This is a genomic window from Sphingobium sp. AP50 (assembly GCF_900109095.1).
Classification (GTDB): domain Bacteria; phylum Pseudomonadota; class Alphaproteobacteria; order Sphingomonadales; family Sphingomonadaceae; genus Sphingobium.
On the sequence record NZ_FNYZ01000005.1, the window covers coordinates 36,738 to 60,529 of the forward strand.

At 63.1% G+C, this 23,792-nt stretch carries 16 protein-coding genes and 2 tRNA genes; 6 read left to right on the forward strand and 12 right to left on the reverse strand.

Annotated features, from left to right (window positions below):
• The first annotated feature begins 84 nt into the window (after positions 1-84).
• Positions 85-1,740, forward strand: a complete 1,656-nt coding sequence (locus tag BMY84_RS10855) for an ATP-binding protein (protein WP_093083789.1) — start codon at positions 85-87, stop codon at positions 1,738-1,740.
• Here the strand turns inward: BMY84_RS10855 and BMY84_RS10860 are convergent.
• From BMY84_RS10860 to BMY84_RS10895, 8 genes are all read right to left on the reverse strand, one after another.
• A complete protein-coding gene (locus BMY84_RS10860; protein WP_093083791.1) occupies positions 1,737-3,191 on the reverse strand; it encodes an MATE family efflux transporter in 1,455 nt (484 codons plus the stop codon). The genes BMY84_RS10855 and BMY84_RS10860 overlap by 4 nt on opposite strands.
• A gap of 169 nt (positions 3,192-3,360) precedes the next feature.
• Positions 3,361-6,060, reverse strand: a complete 2,700-nt coding sequence (locus BMY84_RS10865; RefSeq protein WP_093083792.1) for a valine--tRNA ligase — start codon at positions 6,058-6,060, stop codon at positions 3,361-3,363.
• Between the two features lie 72 nt (positions 6,061-6,132).
• On the reverse strand, positions 6,133-6,879 hold the full coding sequence (locus BMY84_RS10870; protein ID WP_093083793.1) for an SDR family NAD(P)-dependent oxidoreductase: 747 nt from the start codon (positions 6,877-6,879) through the stop codon (positions 6,133-6,135).
• Between the two features lie 74 nt (positions 6,880-6,953).
• Entirely contained in the window at positions 6,954-9,005 is a 2,052-nt protein-coding gene (locus tag BMY84_RS10875; protein ID WP_093083794.1) for a S9 family peptidase, read from the reverse strand.
• A gap of 112 nt (positions 9,006-9,117) precedes the next feature.
• The gene (gene add, locus BMY84_RS10880) at positions 9,118-10,227 is read right to left on the reverse strand and encodes an adenosine deaminase (RefSeq protein ID WP_256215212.1); all 1,110 of its coding nucleotides are present in this window, start codon (positions 10,225-10,227) and stop codon (positions 9,118-9,120) included.
• 122 nt (positions 10,228-10,349) lie between these two features.
• Positions 10,350-10,832, reverse strand: a complete 483-nt coding sequence (locus tag BMY84_RS10885) for a DUF2497 domain-containing protein (protein ID WP_093083796.1) — start codon at positions 10,830-10,832, stop codon at positions 10,350-10,352.
• Between the two features lie 70 nt (positions 10,833-10,902).
• On the reverse strand, positions 10,903-12,399 hold the full coding sequence (locus tag BMY84_RS10890) for a TolC family outer membrane protein (protein WP_093083797.1): 1,497 nt from the start codon (positions 12,397-12,399) through the stop codon (positions 10,903-10,905).
• Between the two features lie 18 nt (positions 12,400-12,417).
• Positions 12,418-13,050, reverse strand: coding sequence for a protein-L-isoaspartate O-methyltransferase family protein (locus tag BMY84_RS10895; RefSeq protein ID WP_093083798.1), 633 nt, complete (start codon positions 13,048-13,050; stop codon positions 12,418-12,420).
• 188 nt (positions 13,051-13,238) lie between these two features.
• On the opposite strand from BMY84_RS10895, the gene BMY84_RS10900 reads away from it, so the two are divergent.
• A tRNA-Cys gene (locus tag BMY84_RS10900) sits at positions 13,239-13,312 on the forward strand.
• 212 nt (positions 13,313-13,524) lie between these two features.
• On the opposite strand, the gene BMY84_RS10905 is transcribed toward BMY84_RS10900, so the two are convergent.
• The 3 genes from BMY84_RS10905 to BMY84_RS10915 form a co-directional block, all read right to left on the reverse strand.
• Positions 13,525-14,247: a spermidine synthase gene (locus BMY84_RS10905; protein WP_093083800.1), complete on the reverse strand. Its 723-nt coding sequence runs from the start codon at positions 14,245-14,247 to the stop codon at positions 13,525-13,527.
• A 5-nt stretch (positions 14,248-14,252) separates the two neighbouring features.
• Positions 14,253-14,561, reverse strand: coding sequence for a DUF6481 family protein (locus BMY84_RS10910; RefSeq protein WP_093083802.1), 309 nt, complete (start codon positions 14,559-14,561; stop codon positions 14,253-14,255).
• A 156-nt stretch (positions 14,562-14,717) separates the two neighbouring features.
• A tRNA-Thr gene (locus BMY84_RS10915) sits at positions 14,718-14,793 on the reverse strand.
• 183 nt (positions 14,794-14,976) lie between these two features.
• On the opposite strand from BMY84_RS10915, the gene BMY84_RS10920 reads away from it, so the two are divergent.
• Together BMY84_RS10920 and BMY84_RS10925 are read left to right on the forward strand one after the other, a co-directional pair.
• Entirely contained in the window at positions 14,977-16,284 is a 1,308-nt protein-coding gene (locus BMY84_RS10920) for a PAS domain-containing protein (RefSeq protein WP_093083803.1), read from the forward strand.
• Positions 16,285-16,591: 307 nt separating this feature from the next.
• Positions 16,592-21,256, forward strand: a complete 4,665-nt coding sequence (locus BMY84_RS10925; RefSeq protein ID WP_093083805.1) for an NAD-glutamate dehydrogenase — start codon at positions 16,592-16,594, stop codon at positions 21,254-21,256.
• A 75-nt stretch (positions 21,257-21,331) separates the two neighbouring features.
• Here the strand turns inward: BMY84_RS10925 and BMY84_RS10930 are convergent, their stop codons facing one another.
• Positions 21,332-22,321, reverse strand: a complete 990-nt coding sequence (locus BMY84_RS10930) for an MlaA family lipoprotein (RefSeq protein WP_093083807.1) — start codon at positions 22,319-22,321, stop codon at positions 21,332-21,334.
• Positions 22,322-22,609: 288 nt separating this feature from the next.
• Here BMY84_RS10930 and BMY84_RS10935 point away from each other — a divergent pair, with 288 nt between their 5' ends.
• Both BMY84_RS10935 and BMY84_RS10940 read left to right on the forward strand, forming a co-directional pair.
• Complete coding sequence (locus BMY84_RS10935) at positions 22,610-23,254, forward strand: PepSY-associated TM helix domain-containing protein (protein ID WP_093083809.1); 645 nt, start codon at positions 22,610-22,612, stop codon at positions 23,252-23,254.
• A gap of 12 nt (positions 23,255-23,266) precedes the next feature.
• The gene (locus BMY84_RS10940) at positions 23,267-23,791 is read left to right on the forward strand and encodes a DUF2271 domain-containing protein (protein WP_093083811.1); all 525 of its coding nucleotides are present in this window, start codon (positions 23,267-23,269) and stop codon (positions 23,789-23,791) included.
• Position 23,792 lies beyond the last annotated feature (1 nt).

Below are 23,792 nucleotides of genomic sequence, written 5' to 3' on the forward strand. Positions count from 1 at the left end.
TGGAGATAAGCCAATATTTACCAATCTCGCCTAATCACTGCCTGTTTGCCGGAAGCCTTCCGGTCAAGGGGACGACAAAGGCTCATGACCCATATGCCGGGCGCTCAACATTTCTCTGCTGCTTCCACGCCCTCGCACATGACCCCCGGCCAATCGATGGGGATGGTGTTCCAGATCGCCGGGTCAAGCTCCAAGGTGCTGATCGATTCCCATCTCCTTGCCCTGCTGGGGCAGGATGAAGACCCCTGTATCGCCATGGCCGGGCAGGTCGGCAGCCAGGTGAAGATGCGAGTCGGCGATTGCTGGCTGATCGCCAGCGTGCGGGCGATGATGCTGGATCAGGCCAGCCAGGGCATCATCGCCGATATCGATTTTCTGGGCGAAGGCGATGAGGAAAAGCTGACCGGCCGCATCTTCCGCTTTCGTCGCGGCGTCACCCGCTATCCCACACCCGGCACCGACATTTTCCCGGTGTCGAGCCATGACATGCAGCAAATCTATGCCGCCGACGATCGGCCGCATGTGCAGATCGGCACCGTCTATCCCACGAGCGATACCCGCGCCGCGCTCTATGTCGATTCGATGCTGGGCAAGCATTTCGCGCTGCTGGGGTCGACCGGCACCGGCAAGTCGACCAGCGCGGCACTGATCCTGCACCGCATCTGCGACCTGTCTCCGCAGGGGCATATCGTCATGATCGACCCGCATGGCGAATATGGCGCGGCTTTCGCCAGCAATGGCGCGGTCTATGACATCAGCAATCTGGCCCTGCCCTATTGGCTGATGAATTTCGAGGAACATTGCGAAGTGTTCGTCACATCGGAGGGACCGGAGCGCACGATCGACAGCGACATCCTGGCCAAGTGCCTGCTCGCCGCCCGATCGAAAAACCGGCTGGCCGAAAGCATCGGCCGGCTGACGGTGGATTCGCCGATCCCCTATCTGTTGTCGGACCTGACCACCATCCTCCAGAACGAGATGGGGAAGCTGGACAAGGGCACCGGATCGCTGCCCTATATGCGGCTGAAGACCAAGATCGACGAGATCAAGGCCGATCCGCGCTACAGCTTCATGTTCTCCGGCATGCTGGTGGCGGACACGATGCAGGCCTTTCTTGCGAAGATCTTCCGCCTGCCCTCCAATGGCAAGCCGATCTCCATCATCGACGTGTCGGCCATGCCATCCGACATCACGTCGGTCGTCGTGTCGGTACTGTCGCGGCTGGTGTTCGACTTTGCCAACTGGGCGCGGGACGAACCGCAGCGCCCCATCCTGCTGGTCTGCGAGGAAGCGCATCGCTACATTCCCAATTCGACCAGCGGTTCGGGTCAGGCGGTGCGAAAGATATTGGAGCGGATCGCCAAGGAAGGCCGTAAATATGGCATTTCGCTGGGCCTGATCACCCAGCGTCCGTCCGATCTGGCCGAAGGCGTGCTGTCGCAGTGCGGCACCATCATCGCCATGCGCCTGAACAATGATCGCGATCAGGCCTTCGTGAAAGCCGCCATGCCCGAAGGCGCGCGTGGCTTTCTCGATTCCATTCCGGCGCTGCGCAATCGCGAATGCATCATCTGCGGCGAAGGTGTGGCCGTGCCGATCCGCGTGTCGCTCGATACGCTGGAAGAGCATCGCCGTCCTGCATCGGGCGACCCCAGCTTCACCGAGCTATGGCGTCAGTCGGGCAATGAGGCCGATATTCTGGACCGCACTATCACCCGCTGGCGCAGTCAGGGGCGTTAACCTGCTGGCGCGATGCGACCGGCTGGTTCGGACTCGCTATGCACCGCCTCGCGGCACTCCTCTTCATGCACGGGGACCATCAGCTTGGCCTTGCGCCAGCCACCCTGCGCGTAGACCGCCCAGGCGAGCAGCAGCGCCACCCCCGATCCCACGGGGAAGCTGAGCCATAGCGCGTTGGCACCGAGTGCCGGATAGCCCAGTTCATAAAAGCCAAGCCGCACGCCGAACAGGGTGAAGGTCAGGATCAACAGCGGCGCCACCACCACGCCGTTCGCGCGCATGACGCCGAACAGGATCATGGTGATGCCGAATATCAGGAAGCTCCAGCTCGCCAGCAATTGCATGTTCCACGCCGCGTCGATCGCCGCCTGATTGCTGCCCAGGAACAGCGAGAGCAGCGGCGCGTGGAAGAGCAGGATGATGGCGATCATCGCGCTGGTGATCGCCAGCAGATAACCGATGCCATAGCCGGTGATACGGCTGATCCGGTCCCACCGGCCGGCGCCCACATTCTGCGCGGCCATGGCGCTGACCGCCGCGCCCATCGCCATCGCCGGCATCTGAAGATAGGTCCAGATCTGCTGGGCCGCACCATAAGCTGCCGTGACCAGCAGGCCTTCGCGGTTGACGAGGCCGATCATGACGAGGCCGGAGGCCGACATGACGATCATCTGAAGGCCCATGGGCAGCCCCTTCCCCACCAGCACGCGCATCTCGTCAGCGGCGGGCCATAGATAACGCAGTTCCGCGCCGCGCAGCCGCAACGGCAGATCCTTTGCATAGGTGAAGCTGACCAGCCCGATCAGGCTGACGAAACCGGCCGCCGCCGTGGCCGCTGCCGATCCGGCGATACCGAAGGCGGGAACTGGCCCCAGCCCCAAAATAAGCACGGGGTTCAGGATCAGGTCGATGGCGACGCTGACGATCATGAAGATGAGCGGCGTCCGCGCATCCCCTGCCCCGCGCAGGCCCATCATCATCATGACGCTGAGCAGGGTGGCAGGCATGGCGATGAAGATGACGCGCAGATAGACGAGTGCCAGCGGGAAGGCTTCGGCCGGCGTCGCCAGCAGACGCAATAGCGCGGGCGCGCCGATCCAGCCAGCGATTGCAACGCCAAGGCCGAGCATCGAGCAGAAGCCGACGGCCGATCCGAAGGCACGGCGCGCCGCATCCAGATCGCGCCTGCCCACCGCCTGCGCGATCATCACGGTCGACGCCATGCCGAAGCCGAACACGACCGAGAACATCAGGAACATGATGATATTGGCATTGGCCGTCGCGGCCAGCGCCTGCGCACCCAGAAAGCGGCCGACCCAGATGGCGTTGATCGATCCGTTCAGGGACTGGAGAATGTTGGACGCCAGCGTCGGAATCGCGAACAGCAGCAGAGTCGAGGCGATCGGCCCCTGCGTCAGGTCTTTTGTGCCCGGTCTGCCTGTCCCTGCCATCGGTCTTCCCCTTGTTATATTGCAGGAACGCCCGATGCCCCAGACATGCCCAACCACCCGTTCGCCCTGAGCCTGTCGAAGGGTGCCTCTTTCTTCAAGAGACAATCCACCTTCGACAAGCGCAGCGCGAACGATAGTAGCTTTTATGCCCGGCTGTTAAGGGCTTGGATCAGCCCAGCCGTTCCAGCGCAGCCTTCAGCCGCTCGGCCTCTGCCGTCTTTTCGGCATGATCCTCGCGCGCCTTGACGACCGCTTCGGGCTTGGCCTTTTCGACGAAGCTGGGGTTGGACAGGCGACCGCCCAGACCATCCCGCTCCTTCTCCGCCGCGGCCAGCGCCTTGGCGAGACGGGTCTTTTCCGCCGCAATGTCGATCACGCCTTCCAACGGCAGGATGAAGGTCGCCTCATCCACCACGATCTGCGCCGCGCCACCTGCCGGCGGCTCGCCGAAGGTGAGGCTTTCGACACGGCCCAGACGCGCCAGCGCCACGCCCTGACGATCGAGGCGGCGCTGCGTGGCTTCCGCCGCGTCGCGCACCACCATGGGCAGCTTGGCGCCGGGCGGCACGTTGAGTTCGGTACGCGCCGTGCGGATCGCACTGACAAGACGGATCAGCCAGTCGATCTCGGCCTGCGCGTCAGTGTCGACCGCCGCCAGCGCCTGCGGCCATTGCGCGACGATCAGTTCGTTCGCACGCTTGCCGGTCAGGTGCCACAGCTCTTCGGTGATGAAGGGCATGAAGGGATGCAGCATGACCAATATCTGGTCGAATGCCCAGCCCGCGACGGCCTTCGTCTCGTCATCCATCGCGCCCTTCGTAAGCTCGATATACCAGTCGCAAAACTGATCCCAGACGAAGTGATAGATGGCGTTGGCGGCCGCGTCGAAGCGCAGTTCGGTCATCGCCGTGTCGATCGCCTGCACGGTCGCGACCGTCTCCGCGATGATCCAGCGGTTGACCGGCAGCGTGGCGTGCGGCGCTTCATGCGTGGTGGAGGCGGTGACGCCGTTCGACTGGAGGAAGCGCGCCGCGTTCCACAGCTTCGTCGCGAAGTTGCGATAGCCCTCAACCCGCTTCTCATCCATCTTCACGTCGCGGCCCTGGCTTTCCATCGCCGCCATGAAGAAGCGCAACGCGTCCGCACCGAACTTGTCGATCAGCCCCAGCGGATCGACCACATTGCCCTTGGACTTGGACATTTTCTGCCCGTCGGCCGCGCGGACGAGGCCATGGAGGTAGAGCTTCTTCCACGGGACTTGCCCCATGAATTCCATCCCCTGCATCGCCATGCGGGCGTCCCAGAAGAACAGGATGTCGAAGCCGCTGATGAGCAGATCATTGGGATAGTGCCGCGACAGCTTCTCGCTCTGCTCCGGCCAGCCCAGCGTGCCGAAGGGCCACAGCGCGGACGAGAACCAGGTATCGAGGACGTCGGGATCGCGGGTCAGCTTTTTGTTACCCGCCAATGCCTGCGCTTCGGCCTCGCTTTCGGCGACATAGGAATTGCCGTCCTCGTCGAACCAAGCCGGGATCTGATGGCCCCACCACAACTGACGCGAGACGCACCAGGGCTGGATATTCTCCATCCAGTTGAAGAAGGTCTTTTCCCACGTCTTGGGCACGATTTCGATCGCGCCTTCGCGGACGGCCTGCATCGGCGCCACCGCCAGCTTTTCGGCATCGACATACCATTGGTCGGTCAGCCAGGGTTCGATGACCACGTTGGACCGGTCGCCGAAGGGTGTCTGGATGGTGCGAGGCTCGAAATCGGCCGAGACTTCCTCGCCTTCCTTGTTTTTGGTGACATGGGGGACGAGGAAGCCGAGTGCCTTCATCTCCGCGACCACGGCTTCGCGGGCACCATCCACGCCATCCTTCTTGAAGCGATGCAGCCCCAGGAAGCGGTCGGGGATCAGGCCGTCGGTGGTCTGGACGACATTGGCGTCGGCATCGAACATGTTCAGCATCTCGCCGGCCTTGAAGCCCGCGCGCTTGCCCACGTCGAAGTCGTTGAAGTCATGGCCGGGTGTGATCTTGACCGCACCCGTGCCCAGTGCCGGGTCAGCATGTTCGTCGGCCACGATCTTGAAACGGCGGCCGGTGATCGGCTGGAGGATTTCCTTGCCGATGACGGACCTGTAGCGCTCGTCGTCGGGATGCACAGCGATCGCCATGTCGGCCAGCATCGTTTCCGGCCGCGTGGTGGCAACGACGATATGGTCGCTGCCATCGGCCAGAGTCACGCCATCGGCCAGCGGATAGCGGAAGCGCCAGAAGCCGCCCTTCGTCTCGACCGTCTCGACCTCAAGGTCCGAAATGGCGGACCGGAAATGCGGGTCCCAGTTCACCAGCCGCTTGTCGCGGTACAGGAGCCCGCGCTTGTGCAGTTCAACGAAGGTCTTGATGACGGCTTTCGAAAAGCCCTCGTCCATGGTGAAGCGTTCGTTCGCCCAGTCCATGGAACAGCCCAGCCGCCGCAGCTGGCGCGTGATCGTGCCGCCGCTTTCTTCCTTCCATTCCCACACCTTTTCGACGAACTGCTCGCGGGTGAAATCGGTGCGCTTCTGCTGCTTGGCGTTGAGCTGGCGCTCGACCACCATCTGCGTCGCGATGCCCGCATGGTCGGTGCCGACCACCCACAGCGCATCCTTGCCGCGCAGCCGCTCGTAACGGATCACGATATCCTGCAACGTATTGTCGAGTGCGTGGCCGATATGCAGGCTGCCCGTCACGTTCGGCGGCGGGTTCACGATGGTGAAGGGCGTCGCGTCCGGGCGGTCGGGGCGGAACAGGCCCTTCTCCTCCCAATGGGCGTACCAGCGGGATTCGATATCGGCGGGGTCGAAGGTTTTGGGCAGTTCGGTCATGGCTGGCCTTTAGCCGGACCTGCGCCAAGATCAAATAGTCCGCGCAGCCTTTTGCCGCGCGGACTTGCGCATTTATACGGCCAGATAGCCGCCATCGACGGGATAATAGGTCCCGGTCATGAAGGAAGCGCGATCCGACAGGATGAAGCTGGTCACAGCCGCAATCTCCTCGGGCCGGGCCAGCCGGTTGAAGGCGTGTTTCTGCGCCAGCACGCTGCGCTCCTCATCGGTCATGGTCTTGCCCAATGCAGGCGTTTCCACGAAGGCGGGGCCAATAGCGTTCACGCGAATGCCCTGCCCCGCATAATCCAACGCCGCCGTCTTGGTCATGCCGACCAGCGCATGTTTCGACGTCACATAGGCGGCCGACCCAGCCCAGCCGACCGCGCCCAATATCGACGCCATATTGACGATGGCGCCGCCGCCTGACGCGATCATCGCGGGAATCTGATATTTCAGGCCATAGAATACGCTGTGCAGATCGACGCCAAGCACACGATGCCAGTCATCAATGTCGATATCGGCCAAGGGCGTGGATGGCGCGCCGATACCCGCATTATTGACCGCCAGATGCAGGCCACCCCATTGCGCGACAGCGAAGGAGACAGTTGATTCCACCGCCTGCGCATTCGACACATCGACCTTGAACGGCAAAGCCACGTCGCGCCCCAGTTCGTCGGCGAGCCGACCGGCACCCGCTTCATCGAAATCGGCGATGACCACGCGGGCGCCTTCATTGACCAGATCGCGGACCACCGCTTCACCGATCCCCGAAGCACCACCGGTGACGATGGCAACTCTATCCTGAAACAGTTTCATTCAAAAACTCCTTTCGACGCAACGGGAACGCCCGCTGCGGCGAAAGGTTCATGAAAACAGTATGTTACAAAGATTTATTTTCCCGTCCACTTGTCCAGCCAGCCCAGCGCCTCGCCATACCATTGCAGCGAGTTCTTCGGCTTTAGCACCCAGTGGTTTTCGTCCGGGAACACCAGCAGCTTGGACGGGATATCCCGCCGCTGGAGCGCGGTGAAGGCGGCCAGCCCCTGCGTATAGGGGATGCGGAAATCCTTTTCGCTGGTAACGACCAGCATCGGCGTCTTCCACGCGGTCACATGGTTGACCGGGTTCCATTTCTCGAACTCTTCCGATTTCTCATAATAGGGACCGCCATGTTCCCATTCGTCGAACCAGAGTTCCTCGGTTTCATAGGCCATGGCGCGGGCGTCGAACACGCCATCATGCTGGACGATGCATTTGAAGCCGTCGGCCCATAGCCCCTCGATCCAGTTCATCATATAGCCGCCGTAGCTGGCGCCCAGCGCGCAGGCATTGCCCGCATCGACTTGTGTGTCCTTCGCAGCGGCAGCAGCGAGGCCGAGTTTCAGATCTTCAAGCGGCTTGCCGCCCCAATCCTTGTTGATGGCGTCGGTGAAGGCTTGCCCATAACCGGTCGAACCGTGGAAATCGACGATCACCGCCGCATAGCCGTGGGCCGCGAAGGCCTTGGGATTCCAGCGATAGGACCATGAATCGTTGAAGCTGCCCTGCGGCCCGCCATGCACCAGAAACGCGACTGGCAATTTGCCCGTCGCGCCTTTGGGCTTCACGATCTGGCCCCAGACGGTGTCGCCATTGGCGCCTTTGAAACTGTAGCGTTCGACCGACACGTCGTCCACGCTAGCCAGCTTCGCGGCATTGACGTCCGTCAGACGGACGGGCTTGCCCTTCCCGCCTGGCATCTTCCAGAAATCGGCGGGCGACTGGATGCTGTCCATCGCATAGACGAAACCGCCGCCCGGCAGCGGCACGACGCTGCCGGCATGGCCCTTTTCCGTCAGGCGCGCGACCTTGCCCGATACGGCATCGACCCGGAATACCGGATTGTCAAGCACGTCATTGGCGGTGACGAGCAGCCCCTTGCCATTTGCCTCCCACGCGATCGAGGCGACGGAACGGTCCCAGCCTTCCGTCAGCGCCTTCGTCTCACCGGTGGCGATGTTGCGCAGCATCAGCACCTGCCGGTCGGCTTCATAGGTCGGCCGCTTCATTGCGACATAGGCCAGCCACTTCCCATCCGGCGACACGGTGGGCAGCGTGTCGGTCGCATCATTGGCGTCGGTCAGATTGGTCGGCGCGGCACTGCCGTCTGCGGGCACCGAGAAAATGTCGAGATTGGTCGATAGCGGTTCGATTCGGCCCGATTCCCGCAAGGCGAAGAACAGGGTCTTGCTATCCTGGCCCCAGGCGATTTCCTCCGCGCCGCCAAAGGGCTTGGATGGGCTATCGCCAACCAGACCGCCCATCACCGACACCGCTGGGCCACCCGCGACCGGCATGACGAAAATCTGCGAGCGCTGGCCGTCCGACCATGTATCCCAGTGGCGCACGAACAACTGGTCATAGACCCGGCCCGATCCTGCCTCCTTCGGTGCATCGGCCTTTACATCGTCGATCGTCTTCGCGCCGACCGGGCGATCGGCCCACAGCGCGACCTTGCTGCCATCGGGGCTGAGCAGGAAGCCGGAGATGCCGCCGGGCGCGTTGCTGATCTGCACCGGATCGCCGCCGGACAGCGCGACCCGCCACAACTGGTCGTCTCCGCTGGCGTTCGACTGGAAATAGAGCGTGGAGCCATCAGGCGAGAAGACCGGTGACGCCTCATTCTTGTCCGGCTTCGACGCGATCAGTTTCGGAGCCTGTCCGGCCTTGCTGATGTCGAGCAGATAAAGGTCCGTCCGCCCCTTGTTCCCGGCCAGATCGGTGCTGCGCAGCTGATAGGCCAGCCATTTGCCGTCCGGCGACACGGCGGGCGCGCCGATCCGGTCCAGTGTCACCATGTCGGCGGGAGTGAAAGGCCGGGCAATAGCGGATGTCGGGCACAGGGTCAGCAGGGCAGGCGCCAGCGCGGTGGCGGCCAGCGCAGCGGTCAGGATTTTCTTCATGAGACAGGCTTTCCAGATCGATCGCCTGCGCCCCGACAGGACATCATAGGGCGGCGGGCGATACGGATGATGGCCAAGGACTAATCCCGGACAGCCGTGCCGACAAGTCCGATCAGGCGGCCACACCCTCCGCCCTGGCAAAGGCGTCCAGCTTCGCGAGGTAGGCGACCCGCTGCGCCTCCTCCATCCATCCCGCGTTGAAGGCATTGCGCGACAGCATCACCAGTTCGGCCTTGGTCAGCGCGCTGCGCGCCTGCGCTTTCACCAGCACTTCGTTGAGATATTCGCTGCCCATATAGGCCGGATCGTCGGAATTGATGGTGAGGTTGAGGCCCGCATCGATCATCCCGCGCACCACGTCGACCGGCGGCGCATCCCCACGCACCGTGCCGGAAAAGCTCGGGCAGACGGTGAAATAGAGATTGCGCGCCTTTGCCGCCGCGATCAGTTCGGGCGACTCCAATATATTGCCGCCATGGTCGATGCGGTCGACGCGCAAGTCGACAATCGCCTGCCGCAGATGATCGATTATGTCTTTCTGGTTGAGGTCGCAATGCGCCGTGATCTTCAGGCCCGCCGCGCGCGCCTTGGCGAAATGGGCGGCGAACTTGGTTGGCGGATGATCCTTTTCGTCCGAATCCAGCCCGACCGCGACCAGTTGATCGCGGAACGGCAGCGCCGCATCCAGCGCCGCCATGGCCGACTCGGCGGAAAGATCGCGCACGAAACAGAGAATGAGCTGCGATCCGATCCCCAGCTTTGCCGCCGCATCCTGCCGCGCCCGGGTGATGCCGCCGATCACCGCCGCCATCGGGACGCCGCGCTTCAGATGCTCCTGCGGGTCGAAGAACATCTCGGCATAGAGGATGTTCTGCGACGCCGCCTTGGCCAGATAGGCATAGGCCAGATCGTAGAAATCCTGCTGAGTCCGCAGCACCTTCATGCCGTCATAATAGATGGCGAGGAAGCTGGGCAGATCGTGATAGCGATAGCTGGCCTTCATCGCGGCGACATCGGCAAAGGGCAGGTCCAGCCCGTTGCGCTTGGCCAGCGCGAACTTCATCTCCGCTTCCAGCGTGCCTTCCAGATGGACATGATATTCCGCCTTGGGCAGGGCGGCGATGAAGCGGGCCATGTCGGCCCCGTCCCCATCCGGCGCGGCCCACGCCGGCAGAGAGGAAGCACAGGCTGCGACAGACGCGCCAGCCATTGCCCGGATCATCGCGCGCCTGCTTATCATCAACCATACCCCCTTGAAACCCGGGCTTCTATCCGGGGATCGGGGCACGCCTGTCCATCATGGAATAGGCGACAGGCCGTCGCAAAAAAGGAAGCGGCCCGGCCTTAACGGCCGGTGATGCGCGCGATTTCCTTCGCCACCATTTCCTCGACCATCGAGGGCAGCCTTGTGTCCAGCCATTCCTTGAGCATGGGCTTCAGCATCGAGCGGACAAGGCCGTCGAGCGTGTTGTCGCCGCCATCCTTGGGCGTCACCAGCATCGAGGACAGGGCGGACAGCGAATGGCGCGCGGCGACTTCGCTTTCGACCGACAGGATCGAATCCTCGGTTTCAGCAGCAACAGCCTTGGGCGCGGCTTTGGGAGCAGGCACGGCGTCTTCCTCCGCAATCTCGTCGGTCAGTTCCAGCACTTCTTCGATCGCCGTTTCCACGGGGACAGGCGCAATCGGCGGCAGCGCGGTGGCTTTCGCCTCCCCCCGCATCCGACGCGGCGCAGCCTGCACCGCTTCCTCGCCTTCTTCAGCAATGATCCGCTTGATGGACGAGAGTATCTCTTCCATCGAGGGTTCCTTGGTCATGTCACCCATGGATAGTCCCCGTCCAACACGCATTGCGCATCCCTAGCCTTTAAGATTACCCGACCGGGTTAACAAGCAGTTAAGGCTGCTGCGCAGAAGCCGCATCGACATTGGCATTTTGCGTCGGCGTGTCAACGGTGCGCGTGGCGACCGGCTTGGCGGCGGGATCGAAATCCCAGTCGAACCATTTGCCCTTCACCCGCTCATAATTGACCATCGGGTCATAGAGCGTACCGCTTTCCAGCCCCAGATCATCGGCTTCGGCATGGCCCATCGCCGCCAGCAGGCTGAAACCCGCGACATAGGCGTTGCGCCGCGCCGTCACCAATTGAACCTTCGCGTTAAGCGATTCCTGCTCGGCATTGAGGATATCGAGGATGGTACGGCTGCCCACCGAATTTTCGGCGCGTACGCCCTCCAACGACAGGTCGGCGGCATCGACCGCCCGGTTGCTCGATTCGATCGTCTGCAACGATGCCTGCCAACTGGCATAGGCGGCGCGAGTCTGGGCAATGACGCCGCGCTCGGTCTCGATCTCCTGTTCGATCGCTTGCGATTCAAGTGCCTGATTCTGGCGCACCTGCGCAGCGGGGCGCCCACCCTGATAAATCGGGATGGTCAGTTGCACGCCAGCAGCCGCCTGTTTGTTGATTTGCGGCCCCTCCACTGCGTTGCCTTCGGCATCCTGCGCGGTGCCACCCAGCGAATGGAGATAATTGGTATAGCCCGCCTGGGTGAAAGCCGACACGGTCGGCATCACCGATCCGCGCGCCGCCTTCACATCATAGCGACGTGCCTCACGCTGCTTCTGCGCGCTCAGAATATCGGGATTGTCCTTCAGCGCGACCTGCACCGCGACTTCGGGATCGGCCGGAAGACCGGGCAGTTGCGGCGGCGATTCCAGCGCATCAGGAGCTTCACCCACCAGTGCGATGTAATTTTCGCGGCTGGTGATCAGATTCGCCTGCGCCGTCTGGAAATCCGACCGCGCCAGCGCCAGACGCGATTGTGACTGGGCAACATCGGTACGGGTCAGATCCCCCACCTCGAACCGATCGTTGGTCGCCTGGAGATTGACCTCCAGCACCTTCACGTTCGCCTGATTGAGCGACACGATCGCCATGTCGCGGATGACATCCATATAGGCGGCGACAGTTTGCGAGAAAATGCTGGCCTCGGTCCCGCGCAGCCCGGCCTGCCCGGCCGCTACGCGAATCTTGGCGGCCTTCACGCCATTGCGAACCGTGCCGCCGCTATAGATCGGCACGCTCAGGTTCGCCTGTGCGTTCACGGTCCGCTGCGGCGAGGTGAAACTGATCGTCGGCTTGAGGATGCTTTCGCTATAGCTGCCGGTCACGTCCAGCCCGGGACGTCCGGCCGCCTTCTGGATCGGCACATTCTCGTCCGTCGCGCGCTGACCAGCGCGCGCGGCAGTCAGCGTGGGGTTGGACGCATAGGCTTTGGCCAGCGCGCCCTGCAAGGTTTCCGCCTGCGCCGGGACGATGGTCAAAGCAGAGGTGAGCAACAGCAGTGCGGCTGCGGCACGATGCCGTGTGTAGGTGCGCTTCGCTGTCATCTCCCCCCGCCTGTCATATTAGAATGTAAAAGCCTTGGGCGTGCTGAAACCGGGCAGCACGACCATTTCCATATCCGTAAGGCTGTTCAGCCCCAGCAGACCACCAATCACCCGTCCGCTGCTCACACGGGTCACGCCGCGATCGGCGATCCCCGTCACGACGCGCGCGCCATCGGCGAGTTGCTGAACGAGCGCGGCGGGAACTTCCTCCACGGCGCCGTCAACGAAAAGAACATCATAGGGCGCACCGGCCGCAGCGCCGGCACCCAGCGCGCCACGCACCACGGTCACGCCGGGAAGTGCGATATCTGTGCCGCCCTCTTCCTCGACCGCCGTCACCTGCGCACCCAGTTCGGCCAGCAGCGCGGCGGCATAGCCGGTCGCGGCGCCGATCAGCAGCACCTTGTCGCCCGGCACGATCTGCGCTTCCTTGAGCAGACGCCCCGTCACCAGCGGCGGATTGAGCGCGCGATCGCCGCTCAGCGGGATCGGACGATCAATATAGGTCATGGCACGGCGTTCGGCGGGCACAAAATCCTCGCGCGGCACCTTGGCCATCACGGCGATGACGCGCTGGTCGTCCACGTCGCTGGTGCGCAACTGGCTTTCGACCATGGCGGCCCGCATCGAAGAATAGTTCTGCTCGGTCACGATAATTCCTCGCTTGGCACAACTGTATTGGCAATGCAATACACTATGGGGATCATCGGACCTCTAAATCAGCCTGCGCCCCGCGCCAAGCGGGTTTCCACGAGGGGTGAGAAGATTCTTGCATCCTGCGTGACATCCCCGGCTTGACTTTGCATTCAAAGCCGCACATTTGCGGCGTCCCACACCGAGGCCCGATGGCGGAGTGGTGACGCAGAGGACTGCAAATCCTTGCACGCCGGTTCGATTCCGGCTCGGGCCTCCACTAAACTCCCGGAGACTTAGGCCTTAGCGCTAAGTTGACTGTGGTGATCAGACATTTCTCATTTTGGAAATTTGTCAAAGGCTCAGGCAGGCCGTCTTCCGTAACTGCCCCCCCCCAAAAAAAAGAGACAGCAATAGTTGCTCAATGGCCGGCCGCTTTTGCCTCGATCGACAGGCACAGCGCTAACCAGACGGCGCTGCTTGCTCGCTATCCTACCGTTCCACCTTCTTTGCGAACCAGATATGATGGAACTCGTCGGCGCTGCCAATGAAAGCAGGCACAGCCTGTTCATCTACATCAAACCCCATATCTTCCAACCTGCGGCCGAACCCTGGGACAGGATAGGCCGACCAGATTGCGAGAATGCCGCCGCATTTAAGCGCAGCACGTGCCGAACGCAGACCCCAATTGCAGTAGAGCCGCTCATTTTCCGGCTGGATCATACCGTCGGGGCCATTATCGACATCCAGCAGGATAGCGTCGAACCGATCGGCCGAGGCGGCGATCACGTCATGCACATCGCTGACATCAATGGTCACACGCGGGTCGGAGAGATGGTCGCCGAAGATGTGCGCCAGCGGCCCTTTCGCCCAGATCACGACCTTGGGCACCAGTTCTGCCACCGTGATGGATGACCGCGACGACCAGGCAGACAGCGCCGCGCCCAGGGTAAAGCCCATGCCCAGCCCGCCGATCAGCACGTTGCCATCGCGATTGCCAAGGCGCTGGCAGGTCATCGTCGCCAAAGCCTCTTCCGAGACATGGTCACAGCTACCCATCAGCTCTTCCGAACCGAATTGTATCGAATAATGATCGTCGGACTTGAGGAGGCGCAATATCCCGCCGCCCGGTATGTCCGCTATATCTACGACTTCTACATCCTGCGGATAGAGAGTGGGATCGATTTCGCCGGAATTGCCTGACTGGACTAACATTCCGCCTATTTACGCGCTTTGCGCGCTGCATAACGCGCATCGCGGGCCGCCTTGCGCTCGGCTTCGGTCAGGATCACGGGCTTGACCGCTGCCGCCTTCTCGCGCTTGGCGATCTTCGCGGCTTCCCGCTCGCGCAGCATCGCTTCACGCCGTTCCTGCGCAGCGGCTTCTTTTGCAGCACTCTTGGCCAGACGCTCTGCCTGTTCGGCTTCGCTGAGCGGCGCTTTGTTACGCAGCAACTCCAGCGCCTTGTCCTTGGCAGCCTTGGCTGCGGCGGCCCGGTCCTGAAGACCCGGTTCCCTATATCCTCGCATCAAAGTCCTTCTTGTTCACCAGTTCCCAGCCGCCCCACGTTCGCCCCACCGGGTACCCACTGTGTCAAGCCCAAAGGCACATACAGCAGACAACCGCCCGGACATTAACCGGATGGCACTTTGGCTAGCGATTTCAGGGATTTCCTACTGAAAGGCTGGTGCCGCTTACGTGACTCGAACACGTGACCCCATCATTACGAATGATGTGCTCTACCAACTGAGCTAAAGCGGCGTCGGGGCGGGCAGATAACAGCGGTCGAGGCGAAGGACAAGCATGCATTTGCATCGATTGGCTTCTTTTCACATTCGTCGCGCAAAACCCGCAGCACGGCGGCCTATTTACCGCAAATTTACCATCCAATGCGATGGTCCCATCCGATAATGCCGCATTCTGGCCTGAGATAGGGACGATTGGATGGACACCCTGCGGGGGCATGACGCCGCCAATGACGAAGATGATTTCGACTATGCCGATGCCATGGAGGTCGAAAATCCGCCGGTCCTCGTTTCCGACGAGCGGCGCATGCAGGTGCGCGCCTATAATTACTGGACATCGCTGCTGGGCGATCGGTCCCTGCCCTCGATCGAGGATCTGGTCCCGGACCAGCTGGAAGATTTCGGCCCGCATGCGGTGCTGCTCGATTTCAGCGTCGGACTCGACAATCCCGCCATCGTCTATCTGGGCACCGCGCTGCGCCAGGAATGCGAGATCGAAGGGGCGATCGATTATATCAACGATGTTCCGGCCCGATCGCTGCTGTCGCGGCTGACCGACCATTATCTTCAGATCATCGCCAATGCCGCGCCGATCGGTTTCGAAGCCGAGTTCGTGAACCAGCGCAATGCGGAGATCATGTATCGCGGCATATTGATGCCCTTCTCCTCCGATGACGAGACGATCGACTTCGTGTTCGGCGTCATCAACTGGAAGGAAGTGGCGAGCCACAGCGTCACGCAAACGCTGGAGCAGGAAGTCGGCGAAGCGCTGCGCACCGCGCCGGTACAACAGAGCAGCGCGCCTATCTGGGCCGATGGCCCTGCCGCCCCGGCCGCCTCCAACTATTTCGAGGCGGAGGACGAGGATGAGGACGATACGCTCGACCTGACCGGCATGGAATGCCCGCCCGACGATGCTTCCCTGTCCGACTGGCTGGCGCTCGCCAGAGATGGCGCCGCCCGTGTCCGCATCAGCGAGGCGCGCAGTCATGCCGCGCTCTATCGTGCGGTCAGCCTGTCTTACGACTTTGCACTGGTGGCAAAGGTGCGGCCGGACGATTATGCCGAACTGCTGGCTGACTATGGGGTGAAGGCGCAGGCGCGTAGCCCGATGACGGCCATCATCAAACTGGTCTTCGGCGCGACCTATGACAAGACGCGGATCACCGAATATGCGACCGCGCTCGACCATGCGATGAAGGCAGGATTGGGCGTCGGCGCGCTCAGCGATTATCTGGGCGCCTATCGCGGCGGCCTCAAGGCACTGGTTCAGGAAGAACGCGCCGCGCGCAAGGCCGATGCCCCTGCCCGTCCCGACAGGCGCCAGAAGGCCCGCGCTGCGATCAAGGCGGCGGTTGCGATCGATCCGCTTGCCGTTGCCACCGATGCGGATGGCCTGGCCGTGGTCATCGCCCGACGCGAGGCGGACGGCACATTGGCGATCGTCGCGGCCCTGCCGGAAGATTCGGATCTGGGCCAGCGGGTGATCACTGCCGCCGGTTCCTGATCGCGCCCTCGTCGCGTATCATGTGGCGATGGCAAAAAGGGGTCTTTTTTAGCCATATTGCGGGTCGACATGGCCCAACGTCTGGCCGATAAAGGCACCGATTGCACGCCCCGCCCGACCGCGCGGGCCATGTTGCGTTGCATCATATAATTTCAAAAATTAGAAATTATATTTCGCGTGAAGGGTTGAGCCCCCCTGTCACCGAGCGCATATAGGCGCCCCAAGCAGAGGAGTCGCATGGCGGCGATCCGGCGTCTCCTCCGTTTACGATCGAAGCGGGCAGCACCCGCTGTGAGAGGTGGAGCGAATGACGGCGCTGGTTGAAGCGAAAAGCAAGGAAGTCGACAACAACATCCGCAAGGCGCTGGAAGATGCGCTGAGCAAGGGTGCCCTACCCGGCGAAAGCGAGGGGCTGGATGCAGCCGCTCTATCCGCAGCGGCATCCTTCCTGGGGGCGACCAGCAACGGCCGCAAGAGCGGACAGGCCGCGATCGCCGTCGAAACGCTGGGCGAAGGCGCCAATGGCCGCTTCATGCGCCTGGCCGTCGTCAATGACGATATGCCTTTCCTGGTGGATTCGATCGCCAATGCGCTGGCAGCGGCGGACATCACCATTCATCGGCTGCTGCATCCCGTCCTGTCGGTCGAGCGGAACGGCGATGGCGCCCTGTCCACCATTCTGGACGATGATGCCCCCGGCGCGCGTCGAGAATCGATGATCTATATCGAAACCGACCGGGCCGATGCGAAGGCGCGCCGCGCGCTGGAAAAGGCGCTGGCCGAAACGCTGGCCGACGTCCGCGCCGCCGTTACCGACTGGAACCCGATGCAGTCGGCCATGGCCGCCGATGCAGACGCGGTGCCCGATGAGGAAGGCGCCGCCCTGCTGCGCTGGTTCCTGGCACGTCACTTCACCCAGACCGGCCATGAAATCGTCCATCGCAACGGCAGCAGCAGCGCACCGCTGGGCATTTGCACCCGTCTGGACAAGCCGCTGATCGCCCCGACATCGCTGGAGGCGGCCTTCACCTGGTTCGAGGAAGGCAAGCGCACCCCCCTGATCATCAAGTCCAGCCGCATATCACGCGTTCATCGCCATGTGCTGCTCGACCTGATCGTCATTCCGATCCGCGAAGGCAAGGACGTCAAGGCTCTGTCCATCCATGCCGGCATGTGGACCAGTTCGGGTCTGGCGGCGACGCCTGACAAGGTGCCGCTGCTGCGATCGGCCCTGTCGACTCTGATGGACAAGTTCGGTTTCGACCCGTCGGGCCATGCCGGCAAGGCGCTGGCCCACGCGCTGACGGCGCTGCCGCACGACATCACCATCGGTTTCGATCGCGAGACGCTGGAGCGGCTGGCGCTGACCTTCATGTCGCTGAGCGACCGGCCCCGGCCCAAGTTGGCGCTGGCCACCAGCGCACTGGCCCGCCATCTCTATGCCTTCGTCTGGCTGCCGCGCGACGAATTGTCGACGGCGCGCCGGGTCGCGGTGCAGGACATGCTGGCACAGGCCGCCAATGGTCCGGTGCTCAGTTGGTCGATCGCGCTGGAGGAAGGCGGCCTGGCGCTGCTGCGCATCACGCTCGACCTGCGGGAAGGCGGCGTCGTGCCTGATACCGCCACGCTCGATCGCCGGTTGCAGCAGATGGTGCGCGGCTGGGTGCCCGCCGTCGAGGAAGCGCTGGCCGAAACCGAGGAAGGTGGTCGTGCCGCCGCGCTGGCGCAGCGTTTCGCCCCCGGCTTCCCGCTCGCCTATCGCAATGGCGCCGGTCCGGCCGAAGCCGCGATCGACATTCGCCTGATCCACGGCCTGTCGGGTGAGGGCGACAAGTCGATCCGCATCTATCGCAACACGGAAGACAGCGCCGAACGGCTGCGGCTGAAACTCTATAGCCAGCATACGGTCGCCCTGTCCGAAGTCGTGCCGGTGTTCGAGAATTTCGGTTTCCGGGCGATCGAGGAAATGACTACGGCGATCGATGGCGGCGCGCTGGGCCATGTGCAGCGTTTCGTGCTGGAACTGCCAGCCGGCGGTCAGTCGCAGGGCGTGATCGATCGGGCTGAGGTCGTGACCGAAGCAATTGCGCAGGTGCTGGAAGGCCGTGCGGAAAATGACCGGTTCAACGAACTGATCGTCACCGCCGGGCTGGCACCGCGATCGGTGGTGCTGTTCCGCGCGCTTTATCGCTATCTGCGGCAGGCGGGCGTGGCCTATGGCATGGCGACCTTCGCGGAAACCCTGCGCAAGGCGCTGGGCGTTACGAATAACCTGATCACCCTGTTCGAAGCGCTGCATGACCCCGCCGCGCAGGATGGCGCGGCCGATCGTATCGCACAGGCGCAGACCGAGATCGATGCCGGTCTGGAACAGGTGACGGCGATCGACGAGGACCGTGTGCTGCGCCTGTTGCGCGCCGTCATCACCGCAACGCTACGCACCAATTTCTATGCACCCGCCGCGCAGGAAGCGCTGGCGTTCAAGCTGGACAGCGCGCTGGTGCCGGGCCTGCCCGCGCCGCTGCCATGGCGCGAAATCTGGGTCTATTCCCCGCGCGTCGAGGGCATCCATTTGCGCGCCGGGCCGGTTGCGCGTGGTGGCCTGCGCTGGTCGGATCGTCGCGACGATTTCCGCACCGAGATTCTGGGCCTGATGAAGGCGCAGCGCGTGAAGAATGCCGTCATCGTGCCGACCGGCGCGAAGGGCGGCTTCTATCCCAAGCAATTGCCCAGTCCGCAGGTAGACCGTGACGCATGGCTGGCCGAGGGTACGGAAAGCTATCGCATCTTCATCCGGTCGCTGCTGTCGATCACCGACAATATCGTGAAGAACAAGGTGAAGCATCCGGCCGATGTCGTCATCCATGACGGCGACGATCCCTATTTCGTGGTCGCCGCCGACAAGGGCACTGCGACCTTCAGCGATGTCGCCAATGCGATCGCGCTGGATCAGGGCTTCTGGCTGGGCGATGCCTTCGCCAGCGGCGGCTCCAACGGTTATGATCACAAAGCCATGGGCATCACCGCCAAGGGCGCCTGGATCAGCGTGCAGCGTCACTTTGCCGAAATGGGCATCGATGTGCAGAGCGAGCCGGTCAGCGTCGTAGGTTGCGGTGATATGTCGGGCGACGTGTTCGGCAACGGCATGCTGTTGTCGAAGGCGATCAAGCTGGTCGCCGCGTTCGACCATCGCCATATCTTCTTCGACCCCGCGCCCGATCCGGCGAAGAGCTGGGAAGAGCGCAACCGCATGTTCGCCCTGCCCCGGTCGAGCTGGGAAGATTATGACAAGGCGCTGATCTCCAAGGGCGGCGGCGTCTTTTCCCGTAGCCTGAAGCGCATCGCACTGACGCCCGAAATGCAGGCGATACTGGCCGTGACGGACAAGGAAATGGAGCCGGCCGCTCTCATTTCCGCGATCCTGAAGGCGCCGGCCGACCTGCTGTGGTTCGGCGGCATCGGAACCTATGTGAAGGCGGCAGCGCAGAGCCATGGCGATGTCGGCGATCCCGCCAATGATCGCCTGCGCGTCAATGCCGAGCAGTTGCGCGTCAAGGTGGTGGGTGAAGGCGCCAATCTGGGCACGACCCAGGCGGGCCGTATCGCCTTCTCGCTGCGTGGCGGGCGGATCAACACCGACTTCATCGACAATTCGGCCGGCGTCGATTGTTCGGACAATGAAGTGAATATCAAGATCGCGCTGAACAAGGAAATGGCGGAAGGCCGCCTGCCCTTCGACAAGCGCAACGCGCTGCTGGAAAGCATGACCGACGCCGTCGGGGCGATCGTGCTGGAGGATAATCGTCTTCAGGCGCTGGGCCTGTCGATCGCCGAAGCAGGCGGCGCGGCCGATCTGGCGTCTTATGTCCGCCTGATCGAGACGTTCGAGGAAAGCGGGCGGCTTGATCGTCAGGTCGAGGGGCTGGCAGCCAACGACCAGTTGCTGCGCCGGGGACAGGATGGGCTGGGCCTCACCCGCCCCGAACTGGCCGTACTGCTCTCCACCGCCAAGCTCGCCTTGCAGGATGCAATAGAGCATGGCGATCTGGCGACGGACGCCAGCATGGGTGCGGAACTGACCGCCGCCTTCCCCCCTGCGATGCAGAAGAAGGAAGCGGACGCGATCGCAGCCCATGCGCTGAAGAAGGAAATCATCGCGACCAAGGTGGCGAACCGGATCGTCAACCGGCTCGGCCTGATCCATCCGTTCGAACTGGCCGAGGAAGAGGGCTGCTCGCTCGCCGACCTTGCCAGCGCCTTCCTGATCGCGGAGCGGCTCTACGATATCCGCACTTTGTGGGATGATATCGACGCGGCCGACATGTCCGAAGCGGCGCGGCTTGCGCTGTTCAGCGACATTGCCAGCGGGATGCGGGCGCAGATTGCTGATATCCTGCGTGCCCTGCCCGCCGGCAGTCTGCCCGCACAGGGCCATGAGCGGCTGGCGAAGGGCGTCGGCGCACTGGCCGCGCAGGTCGACGATCTGCTGACCAGCGAGGCACAGCGCCGGGTTAATGCCGTGACCGATCGTCTGCTGGGCCTAGGTGCACCCGAAGCACTGGCGGTGCGCACCGCCGGTCTGTTCAAGCTGGACGGGGCCGTCGGCATCGCGGCGCTCGCCGCGCGGCTGGATCTGGAAGAGATCGCGCTGACCCGCGCCTTCACCCATCTGGGCGAAGCGGTCGGCATCGACTGGGTTCAGTCCACCGCCGCCCGCATGGAGCCGTCCGACCCATGGGAGCGGTTGCTGATTTCCGGCGTGGCGCGTGACATGCAGCAGGTGCGGCTCGACTTCCTGGCACAGGGCAAGGGCAAGGACATCGCCCAGCATGTCGAGGAATGGCTGAAGGCCAAGGGCGCACGCATCCAGCAGTTCCGGTCGCTGGTCCACCGCGCCAAGGCGGCCGCGACGCCCAATGTCGCGATGCTGGCCGAGATTGCCGGGCAGGCACGCGGCCTTCTGGGCCGCTGACCGCCCCGGCAGGCATGAAAAAGGCTCCATCCCGATCGGGATGGAGCCTTTTTTCTTGTCCGACGAAGCGGCTGCTTATTGGGGCTGGTCGGTGTCCGGATCATCGGCCGCCGGGGCGTCCTGATCGGGTATCGTCACCTTGGGCGCGCCCTTCTTGCCGGGTGTCGGCATATCCTCGCCATAAATGGGGACGACACCTTCCGGCGGGGCGCGGCCGTGCAGCGCGTCGATCTCCGCCTGCCGCTGCTTCATGTAGAGATTCTTGTAGACGGTATAGGGATCGTCTTCCTTGCGGATCGCCTGGATCGTCTCGTCAAAGGCCGCGCGCTCGCCCAACTGGTTGAGGATGGTCGCGGGGATGACATAGGTCGGCTTGTTGAACGGCTTGCCCACGGCGAAGGGCAGGATCATCTTGTCGACCGTATCACCGATGATATCGCGCAGCGTGGTCGGCCCGACGATCGGCAGATACATGTACGGCCCCAGACCGACGCCATAATAGCCCAGCGTGTTGGCAAGGCCGTTGTTGCGATGGGGCAGATAGAAAGGCTTGCGCTTGGCGACGTCGAACAGGCCCAGGAAGCCCAGCGTCGAGTTGACGCCGAAGCGGCCGGCCGTCTCCGCCGCCTTGCCCGGCTTGAACTGGAGCAGATAGGCCGCGAACACGACCGGTTCCTGCAAATTGGAGAAGAAGTTGCGCAGCCCCTTTCGCACCGGACGCGGCAGGCCCTTATTATAGGCCTTGGCCATCGGCTCCAGGACGGCCTTGTCGACCGACTGCACCGCCTCGAAGCTCTTGGCGTTGAGCTGCTCCAGCGGGTCGCCCTTGGGCGCGCCCTTTTCGCCGGTGACGACGATGTCCTGCGGCTGATCGCCCGTAGCGGCGGGCGGCGGGGGCGGCGTATCTGTCGTGGCAGGTGGCGCCGTTTCGGTCGCAGCAGGCGCGGGCGCGCTGGCCTGTGCCAGTTCCGCTTCTGCCACGGCGGCCATAGCGATCTGCGGCGCATCAGCCTCAGCCTGCGCGCCCATCATCATCATTCCCGCAGCAACGGCCGGCAGCAGCATATCTTATTCCTAGCAGCGGCCTTCACTCGCTCTCCTGAAGAGCGGGCCGATCCAATATCAGACGTACGGGCCATGGCTGACCCGTGTTACATCCAGCAAACACTGCGGCTAGAAGGGATAGCCCCCCCCGTCAATAGCGCGCCGCCGACGACGCCTGACGCCGCAGATCGCCCATTGTTCCCGCAGTTTACATTTTAATACAATTTTCCTTTCGCGACTCATTTGCAATTGCGAGTCGCTCGCGGTATTTCGGCCACTCTATTTACCGCAGGACCAGCCCCTTTCCCGATGCACGGAACCGCCCGTATCCAGACGCCCAAGAAGAAGAGCGCCAAAGCCTTCTGGATGAAGCAGCTTCACACCTGGCATTGGGTGAGTTCGGCGATCAGCCTGATCGGCCTGTTGCTGTTCGCCTTTACCGGCATCACGCTCAACCATGCCGCCGATGTCGAAGGTGCGCCGAAAACGGTGGAGAAAAGCGCCACCCTGCCCGCCGATCTGCTGAAGCAGGTCGCGGCCGACGATGCGGCTGACGCCAAGAAGCCCCTGCCCGCCCCGGTCGCGACATGGGTCGAAAAGGCCATCGGCCAGAGCGGCGAAGGCGTGGCCGAATGGTCGGCGGACGAAGTCTATCTGGCGCTGCCACGCCCCGGCGGCGACGGCTGGGTCGCGATCGACCGGCATAGCGGCGAAGTGACCAGCGAGAGTACCAGTCGGGGCTGGGTCAGTTACCTGAACGATCTGCACAAGGGCCGCAATGCGGGCACCGCGTGGAAATGGTTCATCGATATCTTTGCGGTCGCCTGTTTCCTGTTCGCGCTCACCGGACTGCTGTTGTTGCAGCTACACGCCAAGAAACGCCCGACCACCTGGCCGCTGGTAGCGGCCGGCCTCGCCATTCCGGCGATCCTAACCATCATCTTCATCCATTAAAGGGGGACATCCATGCAGATCCGCCACAGCCTGTTGCTGACCGGCACGGCCGCGCTCGGCGCGGCCGCCACGCCGGCCAGCGCAGAGACGCTGAACCTCACCGTCAATATTCCGCGCCTGTCGGTTGCCGAATATCATCGCCCCTATGTCGCCATCTGGATCGAGAAGGAAGGCGCCACGCCGCGCAGCCTGTCCGTCTGGTATGACGGAGCCAAGCGGAATGGCGAAGGCACCAAATGGCTGCGCGATGTGCGCCAGTGGTGGCGCGCCTCCGGACGGGCGATGAGCTTCCCGGCCAATGGCGTGACCGGCGCCACCCGTGCGCCGGGCGACAACAAGATCGCCTTCACATCCGGCAAGGGGCCGCTGGGCCAGCTGGCACCGGGCAATTACACTTTGCTGGTCGAAGCCGCACGCGAAGTCGGCGGCCGCGAAGTCGTCCGCCTGCCCTTCTCCTGGCCGCCCAAGCCGGGCGCAACCGTGAAGGCCGCAGGCAGCAGCGAACTGGGCGCCGTTGCCCTGACTTTCAGCAAATAAG

What these genes read in the sequence shown, in the direction of transcription:
- BMY84_RS10855 (WP_093083789.1), top strand. Translation starts at nt 85, where the DNA reads ATGACCCATATGCCGGGCGCTCAACATTTCTCTGCTGCTTCCACGCCC.
- BMY84_RS10860 (WP_093083791.1), bottom strand. Translation starts at nt 3,191, where the DNA reads ATGGCAGGGACAGGCAGACCGGGCACAAAAGACCTGACGCAGGGGCCG.
- BMY84_RS10865 (WP_093083792.1), bottom strand. Translation starts at nt 6,060, where the DNA reads ATGACCGAACTGCCCAAAACCTTCGACCCCGCCGATATCGAATCCCGC.
- BMY84_RS10870 (WP_093083793.1), bottom strand. Translation starts at nt 6,879, where the DNA reads ATGAAACTGTTTCAGGATAGAGTTGCCATCGTCACCGGTGGTGCTTCG.
- BMY84_RS10875 (WP_093083794.1), bottom strand. Translation starts at nt 9,005, where the DNA reads ATGAAGAAAATCCTGACCGCTGCGCTGGCCGCCACCGCGCTGGCGCCT.
- add (WP_256215212.1), bottom strand. Translation starts at nt 10,227, where the DNA reads ATGATCCGGGCAATGGCTGGCGCGTCTGTCGCAGCCTGTGCTTCCTCT.
- BMY84_RS10885 (WP_093083796.1), bottom strand. Translation starts at nt 10,832, where the DNA reads ATGGGTGACATGACCAAGGAACCCTCGATGGAAGAGATACTCTCGTCC.
- BMY84_RS10890 (WP_093083797.1), bottom strand. Translation starts at nt 12,399, where the DNA reads ATGACAGCGAAGCGCACCTACACACGGCATCGTGCCGCAGCCGCACTG.
- BMY84_RS10905 (WP_093083800.1), bottom strand. Translation starts at nt 14,247, where the DNA reads ATGTTAGTCCAGTCAGGCAATTCCGGCGAAATCGATCCCACTCTCTAT.
- BMY84_RS10910 (WP_093083802.1), bottom strand. Translation starts at nt 14,561, where the DNA reads ATGCGAGGATATAGGGAACCGGGTCTTCAGGACCGGGCCGCCGCAGCC.
- BMY84_RS10920 (WP_093083803.1), top strand. Translation starts at nt 14,977, where the DNA reads ATGGACACCCTGCGGGGGCATGACGCCGCCAATGACGAAGATGATTTC.
- BMY84_RS10925 (WP_093083805.1), top strand. Translation starts at nt 16,592, where the DNA reads ATGACGGCGCTGGTTGAAGCGAAAAGCAAGGAAGTCGACAACAACATC.
- BMY84_RS10930 (WP_093083807.1), bottom strand. Translation starts at nt 22,321, where the DNA reads ATGCTGCTGCCGGCCGTTGCTGCGGGAATGATGATGATGGGCGCGCAG.
- BMY84_RS10935 (WP_093083809.1), top strand. Translation starts at nt 22,610, where the DNA reads ATGCACGGAACCGCCCGTATCCAGACGCCCAAGAAGAAGAGCGCCAAA.
- BMY84_RS10940 (WP_093083811.1), top strand. Translation starts at nt 23,267, where the DNA reads ATGCAGATCCGCCACAGCCTGTTGCTGACCGGCACGGCCGCGCTCGGC.